The sequence below is a fragment of the Winogradskyella forsetii genome (genome assembly GCF_013394595.1).
Classification (GTDB): Bacteria; Bacteroidota; Bacteroidia; order Flavobacteriales; family Flavobacteriaceae; genus Winogradskyella; species Winogradskyella forsetii.
The window spans coordinates 2,319,382-2,340,941 of sequence record NZ_CP053348.1 but is presented as its reverse complement, the minus strand read 5'-3'; the positions used below and the strand labels follow the sequence as shown (position 1 = coordinate 2,340,941).

The following is a 21,560-nucleotide window of genomic DNA, read 5'->3' as shown; positions in this document are numbered from 1 at the left end:
AGTAAAAAGTGTCGAGTGTAAAGTATAAAGTGTTAAATATTTCAGTTTTAACTACGATCTTTTTGAACCAAATTTCTCAGGGTTTAATATCATATAGTTCAGTAGATTTGCTATTTCAGTTGATTCTTTATATAATTCATTGTATTGCTCTTTTGAAAGATAATTACAGGCAAGTGCAAATTCTAGCCAAGTTTGAGTTTCTCCATTTTCTGCATCGCAATCGGTTAATTTGCTCGTAAAATGTTTTGGATATCGTCGTTTTCTATAAGCTTCTGCTAAATTAGCACAAACGCTTCGTGATGATCGTCTTATTTGATCAGTAAGTGAGTATGTTTATTCTTTTGGAAATCCTTTTGAAAGATGAAAAATATCCATCGACAATTTAAAACTTTTTTTATATGCGATTAAATCCTGTACTTTCATCTAAATCTTTTTAATTAATCATATTTACTCCACACTCCACACTTTTTACTTAGAAAATTGCTTAGCAATTTTATCAGCTTTCCGGCTCTCAGCATAATCATAAAAACCCTCTCCCGACTTAATACCTAATTTTCCTGCCATTACCATATTCACTAACAACGGACATGGTGCATATTTCGGATTCTTAAAACCATCGTACATCACATTCAAAATGGATAAACACACATCTAAACCAATAAAATCAGCGAGTTGTAAAGGACCCATGGGATGTGCCATGCCTAATTTCATAACCGTATCGATTTCTTCAACACCAGCAACGCCATTGTAAAGTGTTTCAATAGATTCATTAATCATTGGCATTAAGATTCTATTGGCAACAAAACCTGGATAATCATTGACTTCAGTTGGTGTTTTACCTAAAGTTTTAGATAATTCCATGATGGTAGAAGTCACTTCGTCGCTTGTACTATAACCACGTATGATCTCCACCAATTTCATAATAGGAACTGGGTTCATAAAGTGCATTCCAATTACTTTTTCCGGTCGTGATGTTACGGCTGCAATTTGAGTTATTGATATTGAAGACGTGTTCGTTGCTAAAATGGCGTTTTCATTGCAAACCTCATTTAACTGCTTAAATATTTTTAGTTTTAAATCAAGATTTTCAGTTGCTGCTTCCACAACTAAGTCTGCATTTTTAACACCTTCTTCTGTATTAGTAAATGTTTTGATGTTGCCTAAAGTATCCGATTTATCGGCTTCGCTAATTTTTTCTTTAGCAACCATTCTATCTAAATTTCTGGAAATGGTATCCATGCCTCGTTTTAGAGACGCTTCGCTAATATCAATTAATTGTACTTTAAATCCTGATTGTGCAAAGGTATGGGCAATTCCATTTCCCATAGTTCCTGCACCTATTACTGCTATGTTTTTCATATCCTATCCTTAATCCTTTCCGAAGGAAAGGAAACTGTTATGTTAATATATTCGATTGTTTTTTTCTAGAGTTTGAGTGTTTTTCCCTTAGGGAAAAAGTCAAAAAGGGACTAAAACTGATTAATAATCATATTCGCAACCCTTAATGCTTCTGTGCCATCATGCAACGTTACAATAGGTTTTGTATTGTTATTAATGGCATCAGCAAAGGTTTCCAGCTCATCTAAAATAGCGTTGTTATTTGCTATATCTGGATTGTCGAAATAAATTTGTTTTTTAATACCTTCCGCATTTTGAAGTATCATATCGAAATCACCTGGATCTTCTGGTGCATCTTTCATCTTTACGACTTCGCATTTCTTTTCGAGGAAATCTACTGAGATATACGCATCTTTTTGAAAGAATCTCGTTTTCCGCATGTTCTTTAAGGAAATTCTACTGGCTGTTAAATTCGCCACACATCCATTTTTAAATTCAATTCGAGCATTGGCAATATCTGGAGTTTCACTAACCACAGAAACACCACTTGCAGAAATATGCTTTACAGGAGATTGAACGACACTCAATATAATATCAATATCGTGAATCATTAAATCTAAAACCACTGGAACATCTGTGCCACGAGGATTAAATTCTGCTAATCTGTGACATTCTATAAACATCGGATTGACAATCTGATCCTTAACACCGATAAATGCAGGGTTAAATCGTTCCACATGTCCAACTTGACCTTTAACGCCATGCTCTGCAACCAAAGTTCTAATGGTTTCGGCTTCTTCAACCGTATTGGTAATGGGTTTTTCGATGAAAATATGTTTGCCTTTATTAATGGCTAATTTGGCACAATCGTAATGCGAAAGCGTAGGCGTTACAATATCCACGACATCAACGGCATCAATTAAATCATCAATAGAGTCAAAATAGGTATAGCCAAACTCCTCTACCACACGTTTAGCATTTTCAGTATCCGCATCGTAAAAACCGACAAGGTCATATTTGTTGGATTGATTGAGTAGTCTTAAATGAATTTTCCCAAGGTGACCAGCACCAAGAACACCAGCTTTTAGCATGTTTTTCTGTTTTTAACAAAAATAGTCGTTTTCGTTCAAAAATTGAAAAAGAAAATGTAAAATACTGAGGAATTGATAACAGGGAAGCTGTAAGCTTGAAGCACGAAGATTGAAGCAGGAAGTTTGAAATTTTACGCAGAGCCGCAAAGGCGCAAAGCGGAATCCGCAAAGAAAAAAGTAATGAAACTGGGCTTAATGATTTGAGGCTTAGATAATCGACAAAATATACAAAATTTTATACTATAATTAAGCACGTATAGCTTTGCGCCTTTGCAGCTCTGTATGAAAAAAATGAAAACTTATGAATTTGAAGTTTGATTTTTTTTAAAGTATTTTTACAGAAACTAAACTACGCTTTGAAAGATACATTTAAGCATCAAGGGATGCGCCAACAACTTGTTGAAACGCTGATCAAAAAAGGTATTAAAGATAAAGGAGTCCTTAAGGCTGTTGGCAAAATTCCGAGACATTTGTTTATGGATTCTGGTTTTATAGATCATGCTTATGTAGATAAGGCATTTCCGATTGCCGCGGATCAAACGATTTCCCAACCTTATACGGTTGGTTTCCAATCTGAATTACTACAAGTACAGCAAGGAGATAAAGTATTGGAAATTGGAACAGGAAGTGGTTACCAAACGGCCGTACTTTTAGAACTTGGAGCGAAGGTATATAGTATTGAACGTCAGCAAGAACTCTTTAAGAAAACCTCAAAGTTTTTACCAAAAATAGGGTACAGGGCTAAAAAGCTCATTTTTGGTGATGGCTATAAAGGTTTGCCAGACGAAGCGCCTTTTCAAAGCATTATTGTCACGGCAGGTGCACCTTATGTGCCAAATCCGTTATTGAGTCAACTGGCAATTGGTGGACGTTTGGTTATTCCAGTAGGAGATGATGTGCAGGTAATGACCTTATTCATAAGAAAAGGACCAAAAGATTTTGAAAAACATGAGTTTGGAGATTTTAGGTTTGTGCCTATGCTGGAAGATAAAAATTAGAAAAATCCCTTCTCTTAGTATTCTCTCAAATTAAAAATTACCTTTTAGAAAAAGCAAATAGTTTAATGAGTTGCCTTGGTAAAAGCATCTTTTCCACCAACAAAGGGTAAAGTCAATGTTGTTTCATCTAATTGAACGGTCAGTTCTGTTCCCGCTTTTGGATGAAGAGTAAATTCTTTATCACTTGAAAAAATCATAAATCCAATTTGTTGTCCGGCTTTAATAATTTGATCATCTGGTTGTAAATCAAAATTAACGGTATAGAATTTTCTTGGTTCAAGATCTTCTTCTTTGGTTAAAGACTTGTAATTTTTAGGATCTGCCCAACCACGTGTAATAATATTATCAGTAATTTTTCCTCCTTCTTGCCAAGGTAAAGATACTAACCAAACCGAAAGATTTGCGCTTTCATGATTACTAGATAACGTGATGCTCACTTTTGGAACTCCCGAAATATGAAGGTCATCTTTTAATTTAGGGGTTACGTATAACAATCTGTTTTTTGAGTAAGCTACTTTAGCGAGATCACTACCAGAAATTGTTGCATCATCAGTTAGAGTTTCAGATTTTACTGAACTGGAATTAAGCGTTAAACCACCAGACATTGTGCCTCCTGCAGTCAAATTAAGCGTTACATTAGAAGCTTCAGGATTTGGATAATCTTTATAAGCCGTTGGTTGTTGGGTATCATCTTGCTCTCTTACAATGTAAGCTTTGTTTTCTTCTTTTTCTACACCATTATCAATGCCATGAAGATATTTGGTAAACCATCGATTCATCATTGAGATAGGAGGTGGACCACCATGTCCTAGTTGATGATAGTAAATTTGGGTTGGCAATCCCTTTTCTTTGGCGGTTTTATAGATGCGGTAACTATGTTCTGGCATTACATTCCAATCATTAAAGCCGTGAGACATCAATAAGGCGGCTTTCATTTTATCCATCTGATTGAGATAATCTCTTCCTGACCAAAACTCATTATAATCGCCAGTTTCTCTATCCATACCATTTTTCATTTCGGTATCTCTAACAGTTTTATTATTGTAAGGACGATTTTCTTCTTTGCCACTATGCACAAAGTCATAAAGTACATCAATATCTTCACCTAAATAACCACCAGGAGAGCGTACTAAGCCATTAGAACGATAGTAATGATAGTAAGACGTATTTGGTGCAATAGGAATGATGGCTTCTAGACCTTCAACACCTGTAGTTGCCGCCGCCAAAGGTAATGTTCCGTTATAAGACGTACCTGTCATACCAATTTTTCCTGTTGACCAATAAGCTTCTACTTGGTCGTTGCCCTCTCTTTCAGTATACCCTTTTGCACGTCCGCATAACCAGTCGATCACTGCTTTTGGAGCTAAAGATTCGTTTTTTCCACCAATGGTTGGTGCACCGTCTGATAATCCTGTGCCTGGCGAAGAGGAATGAACTACGATATAGCCTCTCGGTACCCATTTTCCAATATGGGAGTTTGAAATAATTGGACGTTGTCCGCGACGTTTAACCTCAGGATGAAAGCGTTCTTTTGCCGTTCCTCCCAATTCAATATTGACATCCCACATAGTGCCTGGAGCATCGGCTGCAACACCTGCAAAATAAGGACTGGATACATAGATTACGGGTAATTTTAAATCTTCGGTTTCGGTTTGTTCTGGTCGCGTTACAGCCACGTGCATGCGATCTGGTTCTCCATCGCCATCGGTATCAAATTCAGTTTCTACCCATAAATCATGTCTAATCCATTTTTCTGAATCACTAAATGCTTCTAGTATCTGAGCTTCGCCATCCTTAAATATTGGTATTGCTTTCTCTGTGGAATTTTGTGAATATCCAATGAATGAAAAAAATAGTGCAAAACTTAGAATTCGACTTAATTTTAGTGAAAAGGTCATATCTCGATGGATTTTAAAAACGATAGGATAAATGTAAGTTGAATTCATCAAAACTCAACTAAGTTATTTTTTTATGAATTAGCTATTTCAATTTGAACAGTTGCGATTTGTAAAATTGGTATAGACATCTTATTATGTTATCGATCATTTGATTCTTGATGCAAACTTTGTTTGTACCTCTTGAAATTTAATTGAACATAAGTAGCTTTCGTTATTTGTTTTCGGATAAAAGCTCATTCATTTTACAGTTGAAAACTCCTAATATTTGTTCTTCTCTTTTGTGAATATTTGTAATTATACAACCACTTGAAATGGTTAAAACAATTATGGGATTATCGTATTTTGTAACTTTTGTAACACTGTATTTAGAGCCTAAACCTCGGGAAAATTTGAATAAATAGAATTGTGCATTTCCAAAAAAATGACTTGCTATATATTCAACTCTTTTTTCTAATTCCTTAATTTCGTTTTCTTTTAACAACTCATATCCAGCCGAATATGCTCTGTTAATGGAAGCTATAGTATTTAATTCCGAATTAAATCTAATTCTTAATTCTGAGTTTTTTATGAAATAATTTATTGAGTCGATTTTTTTAGATAAAATATCATTTATTAATTCAAGATCCTTATTTTCCTTATCAAATATTTCTTCTAAAGTAACATTGTCTTGTGAATACGAGTAACTAAAAGCTAAAATTAAAAAAATGAAAATTCTTCCTTTCATAATATCATTCTTTCGGCAAATAAATTTCAGGAATTGGGTTTTTATCAGATTCTTGCATCCAATATATATTGATAACCCACCAACGCTTTCCGTCATTAAACAATTGAATACTGTTTATGCCACGCATAAAAGGTTCTTCATCGTCTTTACTTTTATAAGATTCATAGGTGCTTAAAACATGGGTAATATTCCCAAAAGTCTGTGTTTCCCGTTTTATTTCTACTTCGTGGAAACCGTTATCAACTAACCATTTCCCTGAGGTATTTATATAATCGTCTGGTGACATGTAACGAATAGTGGTTTCGCCTTTTTTGTTTTTTCCTGTTGGAATGAGTTTGGCATCTTTTCTAAATAGATGCTTAAATAATTCCCAATTACGTGCTTCGCCTTTGTCGCCAGAGATTACGGAATATAAAGTAGCTATTGTGCTGTCTAATGTGGCTACGTCTTTTGAGTAGTCTTTTTTTTCTTGGGCAGTTAATCCTATTGAAAATAGGAATAAAATTAATACAATATTTTTCATTCTATAAATTTAAAAGAATTTCAAACCAAATACAATAGCATCACTTTGAAATCCACCTTGATATGAGCGCAAATAATCCACTCGTAATAATCTCCATTTGCCCCAACCAATGTTATCTAAACCAACAGAATACTCTTGATAAGGTTTAAAATCTGGTGTTGCCAATAGGTGTGCTCCGATGACTAAATTAAAATTCAACTTGTTGAGCAATGGCACTTTTCCAAGTAAAAAACCATTAAAATCGTGTTCAACGTGACCTTCAAAATAAGCATCGTTTGTACTCGCAGCATAATAATCCAAATTGTTGAATACATTGGTATAGTTGCCGTCTGTACTTACATGTGTTTGGTTACCATTAAAATGTTGGTAATCTACAAAGGCAATATCATCTGCGTTAAAAAACTTACCAGCCTTGAGATTGTACATGAATTTTCCTTTGTCCTTGATATTAAAAGACTGTCTGAGACTCGCTTTTATTTGGTCAAAATTATAATCAGTATTTGTGGCGCCAAAACCTTTTTCGTAACCCAAATATAAGGTCGGATAATCGTCATTGCTCACATTATATTTAGCATCTGGATAACTGAGGTATTCTTGTCCAAAATTGATGCGAACGTCAATATTTCCTTTAACGATATTATGCGTTTCAAAAGGCGCGACTCCAAAAGCGGTCTCATCTAATGGATTATTACTCGTGTAAGCATCATTGTCTTCATTAATAAATGTTTGATCGGTAGTGTTGAAAAGTGCTTTTCTCCTTTCGTAACTCAAGCCTGTGTAAAGTCTAAAACCGTTAAAGAGTTCTTCAGAGTAATTAAGAGCGACATAACTTTTATCATACAATTTTATGTAATTATCTTCAAAAAATAAGGTGCTTACCGAATTGATTAATGACGAAATAGGATTGGAAGGATTAAATTGTTCGGCTGAAACGCCACCAGACAAACTTAAAAAAGAATTGGTTATACTGTTGAATTTATAAGTCAGAGAGCCAGTAGCACGTAACCGTTCATCTGAAAATCCATATTGAATCGTTCCATTCGCTCTAAAAAAACGTTTAAAGTCGTCATAATTTTTCGTGTAAAAAACATTGGCATTGACGGCATACCCTTGAACCGTATTAAACTGCACACCACCAATGAGTGGAATATCAAATCCTAAGCTATAATCCTTGTGCGAATTCTGATAGGTATATCCCATTAAATTTCCCAATTTGAATTTATTGTTGGCACGATCCAAGGAGTCCAGATAAGGTTTCGATTCCCGAAGTGTTTGAAGGCTATCTTTTTTTACGTAATCGGTACGTTCTTCGAGTGTCAAGGGCACAGGTCTAATAGTGTTCCAAAACAAGGAGTCTTTTTTATTGGCTTCTTTTTCAAAAGCGACAAGTTCTCTACTAAAGTCTTCTCTGGTTAAGCCAGTATTAAATTCGTAATTACTATAAACTGCGGTATATCGACCGTTACCTTTGATGCCCATCATTCCGAATTTAAAATCGATACTTTGGGATATTTTTGCCCAAATGTCATCTGCTTCGGAATAAGAAAAGCTCTGTTTTAATGAAATGATATCCACCACAGGAATACGTGCTTGCGTTCCTGTTAAGTCCAATTCCAAAGCATAAATATCCCATTGGTCTTCTACAATATAAATAAAGCCAGAAAACACAGGGTCGTTTTTACGTTTTGGGATGACTTTGATTTTATTGATAAGATTTCCTCTGTCGTCGTAAAAAATACCATCGAGCTTGTAACGGTAATAACCAAAGGCATTGTTGGCAATTGGCGAAATAATTTCATTGCCAAAATCGATGGTGTTATTGTAGAAATTAAAATCGACATCCATAGCAGCATTAAAGCTAAAACCGTTATCGTTACCACTAACTTTTGAAGCTGTAATTTTCTCTTTTAATTTATCTGGACTTAAAAACTGTATTTTAGAAATCGTCTCAGATAAGTAAATAATCCCACTTCTGGTAGAATCCAAACCACCTCCTAAATCGCCAATTTCTTGACCTAAGAGTTTTTCTGGAGCATCTTTAATTCTAATTAATCCTCTGGAATAGAAATCGGCTTTGTACGAGTTTGTTTTTTCGAGATTGGCTTTCCGCTGTGCAATGGCTTTTCGCATTATGGCAATGGCAGGATCGATTTCAGAATCAATAAGCACTTCACTAAGTGAGACAGATTCTTCAGTTAAAGTGACATCCAGTTGATATGGGAATTCAGCAATAGTAACTTCTTTTTTTAGTGTTTTATAGCCTAAATAACTGTAAACAACCGTATAGGTTTTTGGTGTTGAAATGTTGAGTTCGTAGTAGCCATCATCATTACTCGTCGTACCTTTATAGGTGTTTTCGATTAAGATGTTTACAAAGGGAAGTGCTTCGTTGTTTTGGTCTGTAATGTTTCCAATAATTTGTGCGGAAACTAAGGTGCTAAAAGCGATTGCGAAGATACTGAGTAGTGTTTTAGTCATAGCGTTTTGATTGATGATTAACAAGCTTGTCAATAGTTTTCACAATTTCTGTGCCTAAAATGGTGAAATTGGAATATGTTCTATTTATATAGACGTCAACTAATGAGCAATGGTTGCCTCAAACTTAGACTAAAAATAAAATGTAGGAAGTTATAAAAATCTTAAAGTTTAGCGGTACACTTTTTTAATACGGTCCAAATTTCGCTTGTTGTCCCGATCCTTGATTGTTTCGCGTTTGTCGTAGAGTTTTTTACCTTTTGCTAGCGCAATAACAAGTTTTGCCAAACCTCTATCGTTGATAAACAAACGCATTGGGATGATGGCATTTCCTTTAATGTTCACTTCTTTTTCAAGCTTTTTAAGCTCTCTTTTGTTCAGCAATAATTTACGCTCGGCTTTAGGTCTATGGTTGTAATGTGTGCCATATTTGTACTCTTCGACTGTCATGTTAATTACAAAAAGTTCGCTTCGGTCGTTAAACTCACAGAAACCTTCTGCAATGGATGCTTTTCCAGATCTGATGGATTTAATCTCAGTTCCGGTAAGTACAATTCCTGCGGTATATTTATCCAAAATTTCGTATTGAAATTTGGCTTTTCTATTGAGTATGTTTACCGTTTTTTGCATAGAAGACAAAGATAGGAAAGTAAGATTGAAGTAGGAAGGTTGAAGCAAACAAAAGTTTGAAGCTAGAAGCAGGCAGTTAAAAAGGGCCAAATGACAAAAACTAAATTCCAAAGTTAACAAAGATCTAGAGTAGTGAAAATTAATGATCTTGAAGCTTTGGAAGTGTTTCTTTAAGTTGAATTTATGATATTTATGTAATCTTATGTATAGTTTTGCGACTGGCCTTTTTAAAAGAGATGTTATTATGAAGAAATTTTTATTACTTTTAACTGTTCTGTTGATTTTTGGTTGTAAGAATGAAAATTCAACTTTAAATGATAATGGCGTAGAAGCACCTACAAAAGAATTAACTGCAAATGAAATTGTAAATAAATCGATAGCGGTTTCAGGAGGTGAAAACTTTAAACGATCCAGTCTTAAGTTTGAATTTCGAGACACGTATTATCAAGCCTTACGTAAAAATCATGAGTTCCTTTTAGTAAGGTTGACCGTAAAGAACAACGATTCTGTTTTTGACATGTTGAGTAATGTAGGTTTTGAGCGTTATAATAATGAAACGTTTGTAAAGCTTGAAGATTCCATAGCTAATAAATATGAAGCGTCAGTTAATTCCGTCCACTATTTTTCAGTTTTACCTTATGGATTGAATGACGAAGCGGTTAATAAAACTGGGCTTGGAAGTGAAACAATTAAAGGCAAGGAATATCATAAAATCAAAGTGACTTTTAAAGCCGAAGGTGGAGGAGAGGATCACCAAGACATTTTCATCTATTGGATTAACAAAAGAACGTTTAAGGTAGATTATTTAGCGTATTCATATAATGAAGAAGATGGCGTCGGTATGCGTTTTAGAGAAGCTTACAACGAACGAATGGTCAATAGTTTACGCTTTGTGGATTATAACAATTATAAACCTGAGGATGCATCAATTCCACTTGAAAATTTAGGAAAAGCCTTTGAGGCCAATGCTTTGAAATTAGTGTCTCAAATAGAACTTGAAAATGTGGAAGTACAATTAATCAACAACTAATAATTGTGACGTTTTTTTGTCTTTTGAAATGGTTACTTCATATAGATTAGCATTATTATCGTCTGCGATATCTTCATATTTGTCTTCGCCTAATAATTCATTCACAAACTTTGGTGTGGTATTACTATGACCAACCACTAAAACTGTTTTTCCATTGGTTTTTTCAATGAATTCTTCAATCTTTATGTCTGATGGGTTGTAAAATTGAAGTTCAAGCTGATTTGCTTTTGCCGTTGGCGTGGCTGTTTGCTTGGTTCGGTTATAATCTGTAGAATACACAGCATCCAAATTTATGTTTTTAAAGTGTTCTGCCCAGTTTTCGGCACGTTTTAGTCTTTCTTCAGTAAGATTAGGGTTTTTATTGGTTTCATCAGAACGATCTTTTTCGGCATGTCTAATGAGGTAATAAGTGGTAACAACTTCATCTTTATTTTCAGTTTTCTCTTTGTTTTGAGCACAAGAAAGACCTAGTAAAAAGCCGAGGCTAACTATTGGGATTAATTTTTTCATTTGTCTCGTCATATGTTGTTTTTCATTTTGTGTTTATAGAATGAAATTCTTACCACAATGTATTTGAAAATTCCTAAGCCAACTCCAAAGCCACCTCAATCATACCCTTAAAGGTAGTCTCACGTTCGTTGCTCGTTGTGGCTTCTCCAGTTACTAATGAATCTGAAATAGTTAAAATGGCTAATGCATTTACCTGATGTTTAGCTGCAACAGTATAAAGCCCAGCAGCTTCCATTTCTACACACAAGACCCCAAATTTAGACCATAATTTAAAGGCTTCTTTATCGTCTTCATAAAAAATATCGGACGATAAAACGTTACCGGCTTTAATAGGAATGTTCTTGGAACGCGCCGCCTCAACAGCTTTCATAAACAAGCCAAAATCTGCTGTAGGTGCATAATTTGCACCGCCAAAACGCAACTCATTAACACCAGAGTTGGACGATGCAGCCATAGCAATTACGACATCCCTAATTTTAACATGCTCTTGGTAAGATCCTGCGCTGCCCACTCGAATAAGGTTTTTTACGCCATAGTCTTTTATCAGTTCGTTGGCATAAATGGTAATACTTGGAACTCCCATGCCTGTGCCCATGGTTGAAATCCGTCTACCCTTATAGGTGCCTGTATAACCAAGCATACCTCTTACTTTATTGAAGCATTTAGGGTTTTCAAAAAATGTTTCAGCTATCCATTTAGCTCTCAAGGGATCACCTGGAAGAAGAATGGTCTCTGCGATTTCGCCATTTTTGGCTTCAATATGTACACTCATGCTACAAAGTTAAGCAAAGTGTCTTAATTATTATGAAGCTCGTGATACTAGATTATTCATCATTGAAACTCCAGCCGAAGCGCCTATTCTATCCGAACCAACTTCTATGTACTTGAGAGCGGTTTCCACATCTCTAATACCACCAGAAGCCTTAACTTTTAGTTTATCTTTAACTGTTTTTCTCATTATTTTTACAGCAGTTAAAGTAGCTCCACTTTTTGAGAATCCGGTAGAGGTTTTTACAAAATCTGCTTTGGCATCGATACAGATTTCGCAGGCTTTGACGATTTCGTTTTTTGAAAGTTCGCTTATTTCAAGAATAACTTTTAGAGTGGTAAGACCAATAGCGCGTTTCACAGCACTAATATCTTTTAATACGGCCACATGATTTTTACTTTTAAGTCGGCCAATATTCATTACCATGTCTATTTCCGTAGCACCTTGATCGATGGCATTTTTAGCTTCAAAAATTTTGGCTTCGGTGGACATGGCGCCCAAGGGGAAACCGACGACCGAGCAGATTTTTACTTCAGATCGTCCTAATGCTTGTTTTGCGATGGGCACATAACTGCTGTTGACGCAAACCGAGTAAAAATTATATTTTACTGCTTCTTCGCAAAGTTTAAGGATTTCGGATTCAGTTGCAGACGCACTTAATAAGGTGTGGTCTATATATCTATTCAATTCCATTTTTGTATTTTGTTAGGGGTTTAGGCATAATTAACTATAGCAATTCTCTACAAGTAGAGGGATTACTCACAAGATAAATAATGTCTTAAAGTTTCGTTGGAATTAAATAGCTCGACAAAATTAATGTTTTATCCGTTAAAAGGCATGTTAAATTTTTAATTTTATCATGCATTTCATCGAATAATTGTTAATAACTTTGAAACGCTTTCATTTTTAGACCTGTAGAAAAAAAATTATTTGTAATAATTAGATATTCTTATTAACATTTAAAATTCGCTCTTCTAAATGTCTCGGCTCGAAGCGGATTATTAATGGTGTTTAATTATGTCATCATCTACACAGAGTGTGTTTCAAGATTCTGGTAAACAGGGTTATAACGAAGAGATCCACACCAAATAATGGCTTATCTTTGGGTTTTGTTATCGTTATCCATTCTCATTTCTGCTTTAAGATTTGTTTGTCAAAATACATAAGTTTGGGATTCCGTTAATAAGACGGTTTTAATCGGGCAATTTGAATACTGCTGATCACTAACTTATTTATTTCATTCCTATAATTGCTGAGTAACACCACTATTAAATGCCAGTTTATTCATCGCTTTCTGCCATTACTAACTTATTTGCCCAAACAATGGCCTCATTAAGGGTGTCAAAAATCTCAAAGGTTTTGTCGTAGAAATTTTTTTCGTATGCCGCATTCTGTCTCATTATGTCCGTTTTAGGAACTATGGCAATAGCAACAATATTTGGTATTTGTTCCACCTTGGGATAAATCAAGGGATCAACTGTGTAAGATTTTACCCGGTTGGAAATATAGACAATTTCCTGTCCGCTAAAATGTTCTTGGACAATCTGGTTTAATTCTTTATCGTGTGGTGCTTCGATTGTAACACCCTCACGTATTTGATTTATGATATAATTATCAAATATATAGACATCTGCATCTTTTAGATTGTAATGTTTTATCATTTTTATTTGGTTGATTTTGTGAGGGTTATATCTGTTTTATATAAAGATAGTAAATAGAAATGAAAAAGCAATACGCCTTTCAAGTAAATGAAAATTGTATTGCTTTTTACCAACCAATCATTATATAGACTGTTCTTAACCTAAATTGTTACGGTTGATCTAAAATTTAAAGATTTTTTACAATTCTTCTGTGACCAAATCACTTTGGTTTCTAAAGACCAATTGTCCATCAAATTCATCTAGTAGAATAATACTGTCTGTGTTTACTTTGCCAGCCAATATTTCTTTACTCAATTGATTTAAAACCTCTTTTTGAATTACCCGCTTTACAGGTCTCGCTCCATATTCTGGATTATAACCTTTCTCGGCCAAATAACTCACAGCTTCTGGTGTCGCATCAAAAGTGATACCTTGTTTTGCTATCATTTTGGTAATACCTTTCAACTGTAACCCAACAATATCAACAATATTCTCCTTGGATAATGGTGTGAACATTATAGTATCGTCAATACGGTTTAAAAACTCTGGTCTGACGCTTTGTTTTAATAAACCTAAAACATCAACTTTTGCTGCTTCCATCGCTGATGGAATATCCTTGGTCGCTTCAAAACGCTCTTGAATAATATGACTTCCCATATTTGAAGTCATAATTATAATGGTATTTTTAAAATCTGCAATTCTACCTTTGTTATCTGTTAAACGGCCCTCATCCAAAACTTGTAATAAAATATTGAACGTATCAGGATGCGCTTTTTCAATTTCATCAAGTAATACTACAGAATACGGTTTACGTCTCACAGCTTCTGTTAATTGTCCGCCTTCATCGTAACCTACATATCCTGGAGGCGCACCAACCAAACGGCTCACAGCATGTCGTTCTTGGTATTCACTCATGTCAATACGTGTCATGGCGTTTTCATCGTCGAACAAATATTCTGCCAATGCTTTTGCCAGTTCCGTTTTACCAACACCAGTTGTTCCCAAAAACAGGAAAGTCCCAATTGGTTTTTGTGGATTTTGTAGTCCAGCTCTAGATCTACGAACCGCGTCACTGACCGCTTCAATCGCTTCCTCTTGTCCTACTACACGTTTGTGTAATTCATCTTCAAGTTTCAATAGTTTTTCACGATCACTTCGAAGCATTTTGGTTACAGGAATGCCTGTCCACTTAGCGACAACTTCAGCAATATCTTCATAAGTAACTTCCTCTTTGATTAAGGAGGTGTCCTGTTGTTCTGCTAATTCCTTTTGGAAATTTTCTAACTTTTCAGTAGCATCTTTAATCTTGCCATAACGGATTTCAGCTACCTTTCCATAATTGCCATCACGTTCGGCACGTTCCGCTTCAATTTTATAATTTTCAATTTCTTGTTTAATATTCTGAACGTTCTCTACGACTTCCTTTTCAGATTTCCATTTCGCATTCAGCTCATTGCGTTCTTCTTTAAGATTTGCCAGTTCTGCTTTTAAGCTTTTTAATTTAGATTCATCTTTTTCGCGCTTAATCGCTTCATGTTCAATTTCAAGTTGCATAATCTTACGGTCGAGGACATCTAATTCTTCCGGTTTGGAGTTGATTTCCATTCGTAATTTTGAAGCCGCTTCATCCATTAAATCAATGGCTTTATCTGGTAAAAAACGGTTTGTTATGTAACGTTCCGATAATTCAACGGCACCAATAATAGCTTCATCCTTAATTCTCACCTTATGATGTGTCTCATATTTCTCCTTAATACCTCGAAGTATGGAAATTGCACTTTCAGTATCAGGCTCATTTACAGTGACTTTCTGAAAACGACGTTCCAAAGCCTTGTCTTGCTCAAAATATTTTTGATATTCATCTAAGGTCGTTGCACCTATCGCTCTCAATTCGCCACGTGCTAAAGCTGGTTTCAGAATGTTTGCAGCATCCATGGCGCCTTGTCCACCACCAGCACCAACCAAAGTATGAATCTCATCGATAAACAAAACGATATCTCCATTACTTTCGGTCACTTCTTTGATCACGGCTTTTAGACGTTCTTCAAACTCACCTTTATATTTGGCGCCAGCAATTAACGCGCCCATATCTAAAGCGAAAATCTGTTTGTCTTTTAGATTTTCTGGAATATCGCCGTCGATGATTCTATGTGCTAAGCCTTCCGCAATTGCCGTTTTACCCGTTCCAGGTTCTCCAACTAAAATCGGATTGTTTTTGGTTCTACGTGATAAAATCTGAAGTATTCTTCGTATTTCTTCATCACGTCCAATAACGGGATCTAATTTTCCATCCCTTGCTAATTGGTTTAGATTTTTAGCGTACTTACTAAGTGAATTATAAGTTTCTTCCTGACTTTGTGATGTTACTCTATCGCCTTTTCTTAATTCGTCAATAGCAGCATTTAAGCCTTTTTCAGTGACCCCTTGATCTTTTAGGATTTGGCCGATTTTACTTTTTGATTTGAAAATAGCCAACACTAAATGTTCGATAGAAACATAATCATCATTCATCTTTTTAGCGATGATGGAGGCTTCGTTCAACATTTTACTGGCTTCACGGGAAAGCATAATATCGCCACCTGAAACTTTAGGAAAACTCTCGAGCTCTTTGTCCAATACCTGTTCAAGTAGAGGTACATTAACATTCAACTTTTTAAGAAGGAATGGAAGTACATTTTCATCAACATTAAAAAGCGCTTTAAAAATATGTTCATTTTCAATTTGCTGATGACCAAAACCTTGCGCAAACTGCTGTGCCTGCTGTATCGCTTCTTGCGATTTAATGGTATAATTATTAAAATTCATCTTTTATATTGTTTTTCTGTCACATTGAGAGAAGGCGAAAGGTTTATTAGTCGCTTGCAAACTCAACCCGACAATGTTTTTTTATTGTTATTGTGTTTGACTATCTTTAGACAATAATCTTACCATTTAAAAAAAGTAAGAAATAAACGACAAAATGACCGTTTTAGCATATTTTTAAATGACGTTTTGTCTGTGTGTAAGGTCGTTATGATGTTTCAACTATAGTTATACGAATGGTTTACCATGGCCAAGGGAACTTTAAAAATTAATATTTAAGATGTTTAATAAATTATTCGGTTCATCTGAACCAAAGAAACCAAAAGAAGAAAAAATATTGCCTTGGCAACCTTTAAAAGAGGTGTCACAATTAGATAACATTTCAGAAAAATCCAAGTCAAAAACCCAGTTGATATTTAAACACTCTACGCGTTGTGGAATTAGCAGTATGGTTATGAAGCAATTTGTATCTGCTTACGACTTGGATAGTAATGCTGATTTGTATTATTTAGATTTGTTGAGTTACAGAGACGTCTCAAATGAGGTAGGTTATAAGTTTCAAGTGATGCATCAGTCGCCTCAACTTTTAGTGATTAGAAATGGCGTAGTGGTTGCACATGCTAGTCATGGCGAGATTAATGAGATCGATTTGAGGAAGTATTCATAAATTCATTTTAAGCAACAAGTATTTACGGATTAATATTTAATATAATTATCTTCTTGTTGAATGTTCCTGAAGTGGTTTCTGCCTTTAGGATATAAGCGCCTTCCGAAATATTCTCAACAGGAATCTTAATATCATGTGACATTGGCAAATTAGTCTTATTCCATGATGCTATAGTTTGACCTGTTACATTGATTAAGTACAATCGCTTAAGATCTACAGAAAGCGATGTATTTACATAAATTTCATTGGTTTGATGTAAATATTTTACCGTGACACTATCAATATCATCTTTTATGGTAGATAGTGTTGTATCTTCTTGAAAGGCTAAGTAGAATCGATCAGTGTAAATTCCGGCTTCTAAATTAATCTGGAAATTAACTTCATTGAATCTGGTATAGGTTCCTAAAACACTATCGAATATGAATACATCAATGGTTTCATCAAAATTTTCTAAATCGTCAAGCGCTATTTCAATATGTCCTGGTTCGCTGATAATCATTTCTAGAGGATATGTCTTGGTTTCATCAAATTCTCCAACTCCTTGAATGACATAGTTTTCATTATTGATTTTAAAGGATAAATCACTTGGTAAATTTTCGGTATTAAGAGCATCATAACCATAATCGATATCATCCGTTGCGGTTTGATTGTTCATAAAACCAATTAGTAAGTATCTAGTAGCTCCTTCTGGAGTTAGAAAATTTATCCTAATATACTGATTATCATTTTCATAATTATCAGAATTAACTGTTTGATTTAAGTTGTTTAAATTTCTGAAAAAAAGTGAATTAGTTCCGTTTTCTATAGCAAATTCTCTTTGGTTGTTATTGAAGTTTATAAATCCACCAGTTGCGTTTCCTGTAACAAAAAAGCCTTGAGCAATAGGGATAAAACGACCAGGCACTTTAATTGCCGTTCCGGTGCCATTTATTTCTGGTGGAGATACAGCTGGGATTCCACCAAGTTTATTCCGTACGGCGTAACCACCTTCATATTGGGATAAAATGTGAGTACTATTTGATGATGCATGTTCCCATATGGAGATTGACCCATCCTTCAATACGGCATTATTATCGTCTATAAAAGTATTGACATCTATCGCAGAAGGGTATGGATTTCCTACTAATGCCTGATATTGACCAGAAATAGGAGAATAAATAGTACCATTATTTGGTTGTCCTCTATAGACATAATTTTGAGTGCTGTTTGAGTTACCACTACCTTTCATGGTATATCCAAGTCCGACAGGTATAGTTGTGTTCTCATCAATGTCATTCCATGATGCGTAATTGTTCTCTAAGTAATTCTCATAAAGATACAACCATCTTCTGCTAATGGTAATTGGATTGGTAGCAGGATTTGCATTGTATGAGTTTGTCCATTGCAAGGTTTGCGGGTTAGAAGTATTCGAACCATCTAAAAAAGTATTAGCAATTGTGTAAGAGATTCCACCGTTACTAACCGGAGAACTCCAGTAATTGTAGTTGAACAAGTTCGATGTGCCTTGTTGGTCTCGTTCTAGTTGACCAGTTCCTGTATAATCAACCACACTTTCGTTTGATTGTAGTAATTGTGATTCTCCAACCAAATCCAAAGTACCATCAATTTTTAGGTATTTATCGACTTTTATGAGTTGATCATTCGTTACACTTAATCTATTATTATCTACTATTAGTCCTGAAACGATTGTTTTTCCAGAGTTAGGGCTAATGGTAGGTCTATTTATTACCATATCAGTAGTTGTTCTAACAATATTCCATGTTTGTAAATTATTGGGAATAATATTGTTTACTGAAGAATTTGGTATTTGTTGCACATATTCAGTAGACCATGCTGTTCCATCATCCCAAGAATTTCCTTGAGAAATATAGGGAATTGGAGCTGTCTCATTCTGAATAGTAGTCATAGCATTGATATTGCCTGAAACAGGAGAAACCGTTGATATATCATTTATAATTCCTGAAACCACACTTGAATGTGGTCCAGTCGCCATTTGGTAATAGCCTATTAAATTATTCCAAAGTAAATCACCTGTTATATTTATAGGTATAACTTGACCCATCACATAGGCATTGTTTTGTTTAATTTCTTGATTCATCATTTCTCGAATCTGATCTTGGGATAAGGCTATGTTCCACATGCGAACTTCATCGATACCTCCGCTAAAATGATTAATTGGCAAATTACCTGTTCTATCCATGGCACCAATTAACGCATTGTTTGTATTAGAATTTGGTAGTGAACCATTTGCTGAAGTTAATTTGAATCCGTCAACATAGAGTAGATAAGTAGAGCCATTGAAAGTCACAGCAATATGATACCATTTATTAGTATTCATAGTTTCAGTTGCGATAATTGTGCTATTATTATAGCGGAAGTTTAAAAGATTTCCAATAAGACTTAGGTCATAACCAGAAGCTGTAGATGTGCCATCTCTTTTTGAAAATATTGTTTTAGTACCAGAAAAATTATCAGGTTTTATCCATGCTTCGATACTGAATGAACTATTTAGATTATAATTATTACCAAAACTGATATACTCATCCACACCCTGAAAGGCTAAGCTGTTGCCGCAATCAGGAATGGTTACAATAATGGTGTCAGAAGGATCTCCACAAGGTGAAGTGCTAGTAGACGTCCAAGTTAAGGTATAGGTAGTACCGCTTTCTCCAGTAAAATCGGAATTATATGCAGTTTCGTCACTAAAATAGCCAGTATCGGGTGACGCTGTCCACAAGCCTGTAACACTATTAGCTGCCAAGGAGACTGTTGTAACATCACAACTTATAGTAGTTTGATCTGAACCAGCAATTGCGCTATTGTCTTCTACAATAACAGTCGTTTCGCATGTGCTTGTATTTCCTTCTCCGTCATCGGCAGTAAGAGTTACAGTATTACTGCCTATATCTAAACAAGTAAAGGTGGTTTGAGATAAAGATAGCCCTAATGTGCCTCCACAATTCAATGTGGACCCATTATCAATATCACTTTCTAATAATGTAGCATTGCCACTATTATCTAAGTATATAGTAATGGGTGTCGAAATGCAAACAGCAGTAGGTGGAGTCTTGCCTCCATCAATAATATTCCAATTATCAGAAGCTATCATATTAGCCCGTGCAGCTACTGCGGCAGGAGAACAATATTGACTATTCCCACCATGAAAATTTACTCCAGGTCTTAAGGGCAAACTATTCCAGCCTATCAATAAGTTTTCGTAATTAATTGTCGAAAGAGTTACATCTCTAAACATATCAATCATTTGGTAAACATTAGATACATCCCAGTCACTTATATCTTGATCAAAAGAAGTAGCTCCAAAGAACATCTGAATCATTTGGTAAACATTAGATACATCCCAGTTACTTAAATCTTGATCAAAAGACGTAGCTCCAAAGAACATCTGAATCATATATTCCACTTTAGAAACATCCCAAGCTCCGATATCTTGATTGAAAGATGAAGCGCCATAAAACATGCCAGACATATTCCTTACACTAGAGACATCCCAAGAACTTAAATTCTGATTGAAAGATGTAGCTCCGTAAAACATATTTTGCATGTTGAAAGCATTTGAAACATCCCAATGATTAATAGAACCATCGAAACTACTAGCATTTCTAAACATGCCCCTTAAATTTATGAATGAGACATTGCTAAAATCTGGAGCATCGGTGATTGTAGTGTTTAACTCTAAATTGCTACATCCAAAAAAGGCTCTATACATGGAATCCCAAGCTATAGTGCCCCATTGATTAATTTCAATTATTTTTCTTCGATCTCCAGCATTGTTAAAATAAATTCTTGGAAAACTCCCTTTGATCCTAATTGTGTAAATGCCGGCAGTTCCAAAATCATGGGTAACTGTTCCATTAACCCCAAATTGATCAAAATTACCATCGTTGTCCCAGTCTATATCATAATTATAGCCTCCACCAGCGGTAGGTATCCTTATAGACGTTGAATTAGTTACGCCAGGATTATCTGTTTTCCAAGTCGTGATAAACTCGTTTTGAGCTGTTAAGTCTATTGAATAGATTAAAGCAATCAACCAGATGATAATCAAGGAAAAACTTTGTTTCATGATATAAGTGGGTTATTGTTAGGGAACAATAATTCTTTGGTACTCAAATTACTAGCAATAAATTCATTGGTTTAAAAAAATAGGTATTGAATTTACTATTGAGGGAGGTCAAATATAGAAATATAAAAATTATTCACAAAATAAAAAAACGATGAAACGCATTAAATCTTCGATAAAATGTATTTCTGTTCATTTTTATTCTGAACTGATAATTTTCATTATTTAGATTTAGGCAGCAATGATAGGCTTTTTTTTGCTATTATTAATCATTGACACTAAGAAGTTTGTGAATTAACTTCTTTTAAAAAAAAGACTTTAACCTGTTTTTATTTAAAATTATATCATTTTTATTACAATATAGCCTTAAATTTCACAAACAAA

Annotated in this window: 16 protein-coding genes and 1 pseudogene; 3 read left to right on the top strand and 14 right to left on the bottom strand. The window is 34.9% G+C overall.

The window, feature by feature from the left end:
• Window positions 1–51: 51 nt before the first annotated feature.
• The 3 genes and pseudogenes from HM987_RS10055 to HM987_RS10045 all read right to left on the bottom strand — a co-directional run bounded on the left by HM987_RS10055 (window position 52) and on the right by HM987_RS10045 (window position 2,429).
• Window positions 52–423, bottom strand: a pseudogene (locus HM987_RS10055) (four helix bundle protein).
• Between the two features lie 45 nt (window positions 424–468).
• Window positions 469–1,359, bottom strand: coding sequence for a 3-hydroxyacyl-CoA dehydrogenase family protein (locus tag HM987_RS10050; protein ID WP_179007724.1), 891 nt, complete (start codon window positions 1,357–1,359; stop codon window positions 469–471).
• A gap of 110 nt (window positions 1,360–1,469) precedes the next feature.
• Entirely contained in the window at window positions 1,470–2,429 is a 960-nt protein-coding gene (locus tag HM987_RS10045; RefSeq protein ID WP_179007723.1) for a Gfo/Idh/MocA family protein, read from the bottom strand.
• 356 nt (window positions 2,430–2,785) lie between these two features.
• Here HM987_RS10045 and HM987_RS10040 point away from each other — a divergent pair, with 356 nt between their 5' ends.
• Window positions 2,786–3,427, top strand: a complete 642-nt coding sequence (locus tag HM987_RS10040) for a protein-L-isoaspartate(D-aspartate) O-methyltransferase (protein ID WP_179007722.1) — start codon at window positions 2,786–2,788, stop codon at window positions 3,425–3,427.
• Between the two features lie 62 nt (window positions 3,428–3,489).
• Here HM987_RS10040 and HM987_RS10035 read toward each other — a convergent pair whose 3' ends face one another.
• From HM987_RS10035 to smpB, 5 genes are all read right to left on the bottom strand, one after another.
• Window positions 3,490–5,325 (bottom strand): Xaa-Pro dipeptidyl-peptidase, encoded by a 1,836-nt coding sequence (locus tag HM987_RS10035; RefSeq protein WP_179007720.1) that lies wholly within the window; start codon window positions 5,323–5,325, stop codon window positions 3,490–3,492.
• A gap of 211 nt (window positions 5,326–5,536) precedes the next feature.
• On the bottom strand, window positions 5,537–6,049 hold the full coding sequence (locus HM987_RS10030; protein ID WP_179007718.1) for a hypothetical protein: 513 nt from the start codon (window positions 6,047–6,049) through the stop codon (window positions 5,537–5,539).
• A gap of 4 nt (window positions 6,050–6,053) precedes the next feature.
• Window positions 6,054–6,572: a hypothetical protein gene (locus tag HM987_RS10025; protein WP_179007716.1), complete on the bottom strand. Its 519-nt coding sequence runs from the start codon at window positions 6,570–6,572 to the stop codon at window positions 6,054–6,056.
• Between the two features lie 9 nt (window positions 6,573–6,581).
• Complete coding sequence (locus HM987_RS10020; protein ID WP_179007714.1) at window positions 6,582–9,050, bottom strand: DUF5686 and carboxypeptidase regulatory-like domain-containing protein; 2,469 nt, start codon at window positions 9,048–9,050, stop codon at window positions 6,582–6,584.
• Window positions 9,051–9,218: 168 nt separating this feature from the next.
• Entirely contained in the window at window positions 9,219–9,677 is a 459-nt protein-coding gene (gene smpB / locus HM987_RS10015) for an SsrA-binding protein SmpB (RefSeq protein WP_179007712.1), read from the bottom strand.
• Window positions 9,678–9,921: 244 nt separating this feature from the next.
• Here smpB and HM987_RS10010 point away from each other — a divergent pair, with 244 nt between their 5' ends.
• Window positions 9,922–10,707, top strand: a complete 786-nt coding sequence (locus tag HM987_RS10010; RefSeq protein ID WP_179007710.1) for a DUF6503 family protein — start codon at window positions 9,922–9,924, stop codon at window positions 10,705–10,707.
• On the opposite strand, the gene HM987_RS10005 is transcribed toward HM987_RS10010, so the two are convergent.
• The 5 genes from HM987_RS10005 to clpB all read right to left on the bottom strand — a co-directional run bounded on the left by HM987_RS10005 (window position 10,693) and on the right by clpB (window position 16,431).
• On the bottom strand, window positions 10,693–11,217 hold the full coding sequence (locus tag HM987_RS10005; protein ID WP_179007708.1) for a SixA phosphatase family protein: 525 nt from the start codon (window positions 11,215–11,217) through the stop codon (window positions 10,693–10,695). The two genes, HM987_RS10010 and HM987_RS10005, sit on opposite strands and share 15 nt — an antisense overlap.
• Window positions 11,218–11,290: 73 nt before the next feature.
• The gene (deoD, locus tag HM987_RS10000) at window positions 11,291–11,989 is read right to left on the bottom strand and encodes a purine-nucleoside phosphorylase (RefSeq protein ID WP_179007706.1); all 699 of its coding nucleotides are present in this window, start codon (window positions 11,987–11,989) and stop codon (window positions 11,291–11,293) included.
• Between the two features lie 30 nt (window positions 11,990–12,019).
• A complete protein-coding gene (deoC, locus tag HM987_RS09995) occupies window positions 12,020–12,679 on the bottom strand; it encodes a deoxyribose-phosphate aldolase (protein WP_179007704.1) in 660 nt (219 codons plus the stop codon).
• A gap of 587 nt (window positions 12,680–13,266) precedes the next feature.
• Entirely contained in the window at window positions 13,267–13,647 is a 381-nt protein-coding gene (locus tag HM987_RS09990) for a hypothetical protein (RefSeq protein ID WP_229724363.1), read from the bottom strand.
• Between the two features lie 177 nt (window positions 13,648–13,824).
• Window positions 13,825–16,431, bottom strand: coding sequence for an ATP-dependent chaperone ClpB (clpB, locus tag HM987_RS09985; protein ID WP_179007702.1), 2,607 nt, complete (start codon window positions 16,429–16,431; stop codon window positions 13,825–13,827).
• Window positions 16,432–16,708: 277 nt separating this feature from the next.
• Between clpB and ytxJ the strand changes: the two genes are divergently transcribed.
• Window positions 16,709–17,095, top strand: coding sequence for a bacillithiol system redox-active protein YtxJ (gene ytxJ, locus HM987_RS09980; RefSeq protein WP_179007700.1), 387 nt, complete (start codon window positions 16,709–16,711; stop codon window positions 17,093–17,095).
• Between the two features lie 22 nt (window positions 17,096–17,117).
• Here the strand turns inward: ytxJ and HM987_RS09975 are convergent, their stop codons facing one another.
• Entirely contained in the window at window positions 17,118–21,179 is a 4,062-nt protein-coding gene (locus HM987_RS09975) for a BspA family leucine-rich repeat surface protein (protein ID WP_179007698.1), read from the bottom strand.
• Window positions 21,180–21,560: the final 381 nt, after the last annotated feature.